This is a genomic window from Saccharopolyspora sp. (genome assembly GCF_017434145.1).
Lineage (GTDB): Bacteria > Actinomycetota > Actinomycetes > Mycobacteriales > Pseudonocardiaceae > Saccharopolyspora_C > Saccharopolyspora_C galaxeae.
Map to the genome: position 1 here is coordinate 1 of NZ_JAFRFW010000206.1, position 6,809 is coordinate 6,809.

Below are 6,809 nucleotides of genomic sequence, written 5' to 3' on the forward strand. Positions count from 1 at the left end.
GGAGCCGGGCGAGCACGGCGGCCAGCAGGTCCACCGGGTGCGTGTCGGCGAGCGTTCCGGTTTTCTTGCCCTTGCCCATGGGGGAGCGGACGGCATCGACGATGACGGCACGGCGCATACGCCCTCCAATCATGATGATGAATATCAGCGTACATCCCAAGCGCGCGCTCTTGACCCAGTTCGGGCCGATACTATGATTATGATTATTACAAACGGTTCGACCCGTCGTACCGCGGCCACACCGCCGCGGCGCCCGCTCTCCCGGGAGGAAACCGCATGACACGCCGTTTCGAGGACCGCATCGCCGCCGTCGTCGGAGGGGGATCGGGCATGGGCCGCGCGATCTCGCACCGGCTGGGTTCCGAAGGGGCGCACGTCTACGTCGCCGACCTCGGGCAGCAGGCGGCCGAGGAGGTCGCCAAGGAGATCGCGGACGAGGGCGGCCAAGCGACCGCGGTGCAGGTCGACGCCACCGACACCGAAAGCCTCAAAGCGCTGTTCGCGCGCATCGAGTCCGAGCACGGCGTGCTGCACGCGCTGCACGCGCAGGTGGGGATGCCCGGTCCCAGCGGCACCGAAGTGGATGCCGACGAGTGGGAAAAGAACATCGACGTGAACGTCAAAAGCGCCTACTACACCTGCACTCTCGGGCTGGACCTGCTGCGCAACGCGGGCGGGCACGGGTCGATCACGATGACCTCGTCCACCTCGGCGCTGGTCGGCTCGCCGTTCAGCCCGATCTACTCGCTGACCAAGGGCGCGCTGGTGCCGTTCTGCAGATCGCTGGCGCTTCTCGGGGCTCCGGACGGGATCCGGGCCAACGTGGTGTGCCCGGGCACCGTGCACACGCCGATGCTCTCGCAGTTCTTCGGGCGCGAGCCCGGTGCGGACGTTTCGGAGCTGACGAAGAACTTCGTCGGCGGCATCCCGCTCGGCCGCGGGGCGCAGCCCGAGGAGATCGCGTCCGTGGTGGCGTTCCTGGCCAGCGACGACGCCAGCTACGTCACCGGCGTGACCGTTCCCGTCGACGGCGGCCTCACCGCGAAGTGACGACCAGGAAGGATCGAACATGGTGCAGGTCGGTCTGCTGCTCAGCGACGTGCCGAAATCGGTGACGCCGGCCAAGCAGTTCAAGGACGTGCTGCGGATCGTGGAAGCCGCGCAGCGCAACGGATTCACCCACATCGCCATCGGGCAGCACTTCCTGTACGGGGATCTGCGCTGGCTGCAACCGGTTCCGCTGCTCGCCCGGCTGGCGGCGGAGGTGTCGCAGGACGTCAAGCTGGTCACCCAGATCATGATCGCGCCGCTGTACCACCCGGTGCTGCTCGCCGAGGAGATCGCGACGCTGGACGTGGTGACCGAGGGGCGATTGGTCTTCGGCGCCGGGCTCGGTTACCGGGCCGAGGAGTTCGACTACCTCGGTGTGCCGTTCAAGCAGCGCGCTTCGCGGTTCGACGAGTCGTTGCGGCTGATGAAGCGGCTCTGGACCGAGGACGAGGTGACTTTCGAGGGCGAGCACTGGCAGCTGGATTCCGTTGCACCGCACCTGCATCCGGTGCAGAATCCGCATCCTCCATTGTGGATCGGAGCGCACAGCATGGCGGGCACCCGGCGCGCCGGGCGGTACGGTGACGCCTACGTGTGCCCGCCGGAAACGCCGGTTCCGCAGGTGATCGAGCGGTTCCGCGCCGTGCGGGACGGTTTCGCCGCGCGCGGCAAGGAATTCGGGCCGCAGCCGCTGCGGCGCAACACCTTGGTCGCCGACACCAAGCAGAACGCGCTCGCCGAGTACTCGCGGGTGGCGCAGGGCCGCTACATCACCTACGCCAACAAGGGCTTGGACGTGATGTCCGGCAGCGACTTGGAGAACGCGTTCGCCGAAGCCGTGTCCAACCACGCCGTGGTCGGGTCGCCGGAGGACGTCGTCTCGGAGCTGACCGAGCTGGTGACCACGCTGCCGGTCGACCCGCTGCTGATCCGTCCGCAGTGGCCGACGATGGACGCGGACGAGACCATCGCCTCGATCGACCTGTTCGGGCGGGAAGTGCTGCCCTCCCTGGTCGGGATCCAGCCGCGCAACGACATCCCCGCGCGGGCGGACTCATCCGCGCAAGCCGGGGAGGCCTGATGACCCGGTACTACGAGAACACCTCGTTCACCTTCGAGGAGCCGGAGAGCTGGACGCTGGACCACGTCCTGCGGCACTACGCGGCTTCGCAGCCGGATGCGACGTTGCTGAAGACGCCCGCGGACGGTCTGCAGTGGACATACGCCGAGATGCTCGGTTCGGCGGAGCGGATCGCGGGCGCGCTGGTCACTGAGGGCGGGCAGTACGGCGACCGGGTCGTCATCATGGCGTTCAACTCGTCCCGGTTCGTGCGCACCTGGTTCGGTACCGCGCTGGCCGGGATGGCCGAGGTCCCGATCAACACCTCCTACGAGGGCGAGTTCCTGCGCCACCAGGTCGTCACGGTCGGTGCCCGCTGGGCGGTGATCGACGACGTGTTCGCCGAACGCTGGGTGGCCGTCGCCGAACATGCGCGCGGAGTGGAGAAGTTCTGGGTCATCGACACCGGGCGCGGGTCCGAGGCCGTGGAGCTGCTGCGTTCCCACGGATGGCAGGCCGAGCAGTGGGAAGCCTTGGAGGAAGGCCCGGTGCTGGACCTGCCGACGCCGAAGGCGCAGGACCTCGGCGCGATCTTCTTCACCTCCGGCACCACCGGCCCGTCCAAGGGCGTGGCGATGCCGCACTCGCACCTGTACTTCTTCGCCCAGGAGGTCGTGAACCTCACGCATTTGACCAATGTGGACACCTACCTGACGACCACACCGCTGTTCCACGGCAACGCCCAGTTCATGGCGGTGTATCCGGCGCTGGTGGCGGGCGCGAGCGCGGCGGTCCGGCCGAAGTTCAGCGCCAGCAAGTGGATCGACCACATCCGCGAGTCCGGGGCCACGGTGACGAACTTCGTCGGCGTGATGATGGACTTCGCCTGGAAGCAGCCCGAGCGGCCGGACGACCTGGACAACCCGCTGCGCGCGGTCTACGCCGCACCGACCGCGAGCACCATCGTCGAGCAGTTCAAGCGGCGCTACGGTGTCGAGTCCTTTGTGGACGCTTTCGGGCTGACCGAGACCGGCGCACCGATACTGTCGCCCTACGGCGTGGATCGGCCACCGGGTGCGGCCGGGTTGCAGGCCAAGGGCTGGTTCGACATCCGCCTGGTGGATCCGGAGACCGATCGCGAAGTGCCGGTCGGCGAGGTCGGCGAACTGGTGGTGCGCCCGGTGCGGCCGTGGACGTGCAGCATGGGCTATTACGGGATGCCGGAGAAAACGCTGGAAGCGTGGCGCAACCTCTGGTTCCACACCGGTGATGCGCTCAAGCGCGACGAGCAGGGCTGGTACTACTTCGTCGACCGCTACAAGGACGCGCTGCGCCGCCGCGGCGAGAACATCAGCTCCTACGAGGTGGAGCAGGCCATCTTGAGCCATCCCGCGGTCGCGGAATGCGCGGTCATCGGTGTGCCCGCGGACGTGGAAGCCGGTGAGGACGAGGTGCTGGCCGCGATCGTCGCGTCCGAGCCGGTGGATCCCGCGGAAGTGCTCCAGTGGTGCGACGGCAAGCTCCCTCCCTTCGTCATACCCCGATTCGTGCGGATGCTCGACGTGCTGCCCAAGACGCCTTCCGAGAAGGTCCGCAAAGCGGTGCTGCGCGAGGACGGGATCACGGCCGACGCCTTCGACCGGTCCGGCGCACCGGCTCGCTGATCAGGAGACCACGATGGACTTCAACACCGACGAGGTGCACGACGACATCCGATCGGCGGTTCGCGCGTTGTGCGCGAAATTCTCCGACGACTACTGGATGGAGCACGACCAGAGCCAGGAATTCCCGTGGGAATTCTACGAAGCCGTGGTCAAGGGCGGCTGGCTCGGGCTGACGGTGCCCACCGAGTACGGCGGCGGTGGGCTGGGCGTCACCGAGGCGGCGATCGTGGAACAGGAGATCGCCGCCTCCGGTGCGGGGATGAACGGTTGCAGCGCCGTGCACATCGGCGTGTTCGGCTTCGAGCCGATCATCCGCCACGGCGACGAGCAGCTCAAGCAGCGGTTCCTGCCGCGGCTGGCCGAAGGTGACCTGCACGTGTCGTTCGCGGTCACCGAGCCGGACGCCGGTACCGACACCACCAACCTCAGCACGTTCGCAACCAAAGTGGACGGTGGATGGTCGGTGTCCGGCAAGAAGGTCTGGATCACCAAGGCGCAGGAGGCCGAGCGGCTGATCCTGCTGGCCCGCACGACGCCGCGCGGCGAGGTGACGAAGAAGACCGACGGCCTCACGCTGTTCTTCGCGCCGATGGACCGCAACAACGTCACCGTGCGCAAGATCCCCAAGCTGGGCCGCAATGCCGTGGACACCAACGAGTTGTTCATCGACGAGTTGTTCGTCCCGGACGAGGACGTGGTCGGCGAGGTCGGCAAGGGCTTCCGCGCCATCCTGGCCGGGCTCAACGCGGAACGGGTGATCTCCGCGAACGCCGCGCTGGGCATCGGCCGCGCCGCGCTGCGCCGTGCCACCGAAGACGCCACGCAGCGGGAGGTCTTCGGCCGCCCGATCGGCCGGAACCAGGGCATCGCGTTCCCGCTTGCGGAGGCGTTGATGCGGCTCGACGCCGCGGATCTGACCTGTCAGAAAGCCGCGTGGTTGCTGGACAACGGGCACACCGCGGGCCGCGAGGCCAACGCGGCGAAGTACTTGGCGGCCGAGGCGAGCTTCCAAGCCGCGGACGCGGCGTTGAGCGCGCACGGCGGCTACGGCTACAGCAAGGAGTACCACATCGAACGCTACTTCCGGGAGGCGCGACTGATGCGGATCGCGCCGATCAGCCAGGAAATGGTGCTCAACTACACCGCCGAGCACGTGCTCGGCCTGCCCAGGAGCTACTGATGCGGCCGTACCGTTCCGTGCTGTTCGTGCCCGCTCACCGTCCGTCCTGGGTGGACAAAGCCGTGGCCAGCGGCGCCGACGCGGTGGTGCTGGACCTGGAGGATTCGGTGCCCGCGGCGGAGAAGGCCGGGGCCCGCCGCGCCGCGGCGGAGTCCATCAAGCGGCTGCGCGGCGAGGGCGTCGAGATCGGGCTGTTCGTCCGGGTCAACCCGCTGGAGACGAAGTTGACCGGCGGAGACCTCGAAGAAGTCGTGGTGCCCGGGTTGACCGGCGTGTTCGCCCCGAAGATCGAGGCGGCCATCGACGTGCTGCGCTACGACGCGCTCGTCGACCACTTCGAGGTCCGCAACGGCGTGGCGGACCTGGAGTACATCGTGCCGGTGGAGACGGTCCGCGCCATCCACTCCTGCCTGGACATCGCGACCGCGTCCCCGCGGGTGGGCGCGATGATCGGCCCGACCGCCGAGCACGCGGACATCGCCAACGCCGTCGGTTACGAGTGGACCCCGGAAGGGCTCGAGACGCTGTACCTGCGCTCCCGCGTGCTGCTCGCCTGTCGGGAGGCCGGAATCCACGCGTTGACCGGGCTCTGGGAAGCGCTGTCCGATCTGGACGGGCTTCGCGAGTTCGCGCGCCGCGGAAGGCAACTCGGATTCCGCGGAATGATCGCGATCCATCCGAGTCACGTCGCGCCGCTGCACGAGGTGTTCACACCGTCCGAACAGGACATCGAGTTCTACCGCGGACTGGTCGCCGCTTACGAGCAGGCCGCCGCGGACGGCGCGGGCGCCCTGCGCTACCGCGGCGTGCACATCGACAAGGCGCATTACGACAAAGCGGTGGACTGGCTTTGGCGTGCGGAATCGCTGCTGGCGGGCACCGGTCGGCAAGCGCTGCGGCGCGGGGAGGAGTGAGGCAGTGCGCGGACTGTACTTCGAGGAGTTCGAGATCGGCGCGAACTTCCGCCACCCGTTCACCCGCACCATCACCGAGATGGACAACGTCATGTTCACCTCGCTGACGATGAACCTGCAGCCGCTGCACTTGGACGAGGAGTTCGCCAAGCGCAGCGTGCACGGCGGCCGCGTGCTCAACAGCCTGTTCACCCTCGCGCTGATCGGTTCGTTCCACGTGCCGGAGCTGACCATGGGCACCACGCTCGGGAACCTCGGCTACGACAAGGTGAAGTTCCCGCACCCGGTCTTCCACGGGGACACGCTGCGCGCCGAAACGACCATCCTGGACAAGCGGGAATCCCGCAGCCGCGGTGATTCCGGCATCGTCTGGTTCGAGCACCGCGGCTACAACCAGGACGACGTGCTGATCTGCGAATGCACCCGCGTCGGCATGATGGCCAAGAAGCCCGCGGACGATTCCGCGGCACCGCAAGGAGAACCGCCCGCCGACGGAGCCGAAGAAGGTGCGCGATGACCACGACGAACACCGATTCCCGCCCATTGCGCGATTTCGCCCCGCAAGTACGCACGCTCACCATCGCCAACAAGCCCGTGCAGCCTGACGGTGAGAGCTGGGAAGTCCGCAATCCGGCCACCGAGGACGTGCTGGCGACCGTGGGCGGCGCCGCACCGGAGCAGGTGGACCAAGCGGTGGCGGCCGCGCGCGAAGCGTTCGGTCCCTGGTCGTCGCTGACCGGTGTGCAGCGCAGCGCAGCCATGCACCGGCTGGCGGACGTTTTCGAAGCGCACCGGGACGAATTGCTCGCCTCGATCGTGAACGAGGTCGGCACGCCGGTGTCGCTGGCCGAAGGGATGCAGGTAGCCCTCGGGATCTCGCACCTGCGGTGGCAGGCCGAGGCGGCCAAGAAGGACCGCACGGTGCACCTCGGCGGGTTCGA

Annotated in this window: 7 protein-coding genes and 1 pseudogene; 7 read left to right on the forward strand and 1 reads right to left on the reverse strand. The window is 68.0% G+C overall.

Annotated elements, in window-relative coordinates; all coding sequences use genetic code 11:
• A pseudogene (locus IJH84_RS05690) lies at positions 1-118 on the reverse strand (steroid 3-ketoacyl-CoA thiolase); the annotation flags it as partial.
• A 158-nt stretch (positions 119-276) separates the two neighbouring features.
• On the opposite strand from IJH84_RS05690, the gene IJH84_RS05695 reads away from it, so the two are divergent.
• From IJH84_RS05695 to IJH84_RS05725, 7 genes are all read left to right on the forward strand, one after another.
• Entirely contained in the window at positions 277-1,050 is a 774-nt protein-coding gene (locus IJH84_RS05695; RefSeq protein ID WP_200069497.1) for an SDR family oxidoreductase, read from the forward strand.
• Positions 1,051-1,069: 19 nt separating this feature from the next.
• Positions 1,070-2,131, forward strand: coding sequence for an LLM class flavin-dependent oxidoreductase (locus IJH84_RS05700; RefSeq protein ID WP_295141156.1), 1,062 nt, complete (start codon positions 1,070-1,072; stop codon positions 2,129-2,131).
• Positions 2,131-3,774: an ATP-dependent acyl-CoA ligase gene (locus IJH84_RS05705; RefSeq protein WP_295141158.1), complete on the forward strand. Its 1,644-nt coding sequence runs from the start codon at positions 2,131-2,133 to the stop codon at positions 3,772-3,774. The genes IJH84_RS05700 and IJH84_RS05705 overlap by 1 nt, the downstream gene beginning before the upstream one ends.
• Before the next feature lie 13 nt (positions 3,775-3,787).
• On the forward strand, positions 3,788-4,954 hold the full coding sequence (locus IJH84_RS05710) for an acyl-CoA dehydrogenase family protein (protein WP_295141160.1): 1,167 nt from the start codon (positions 3,788-3,790) through the stop codon (positions 4,952-4,954).
• Positions 4,954-5,868, forward strand: coding sequence for a CoA ester lyase (locus IJH84_RS05715; RefSeq protein ID WP_200069493.1), 915 nt, complete (start codon positions 4,954-4,956; stop codon positions 5,866-5,868). Before IJH84_RS05710 ends, IJH84_RS05715 begins: the two co-directional genes overlap by 1 nt.
• Positions 5,869-5,872: 4 nt before the next feature.
• A complete protein-coding gene (locus IJH84_RS05720) occupies positions 5,873-6,385 on the forward strand; it encodes a MaoC family dehydratase (protein WP_295141163.1) in 513 nt (170 codons plus the stop codon).
• The coding region (locus tag IJH84_RS05725) for an aldehyde dehydrogenase family protein (RefSeq protein ID WP_295141165.1) at positions 6,382-6,809 on the forward strand (428 nt) is incomplete at its 3' end. The genes IJH84_RS05720 and IJH84_RS05725, both read left to right, overlap by 4 nt.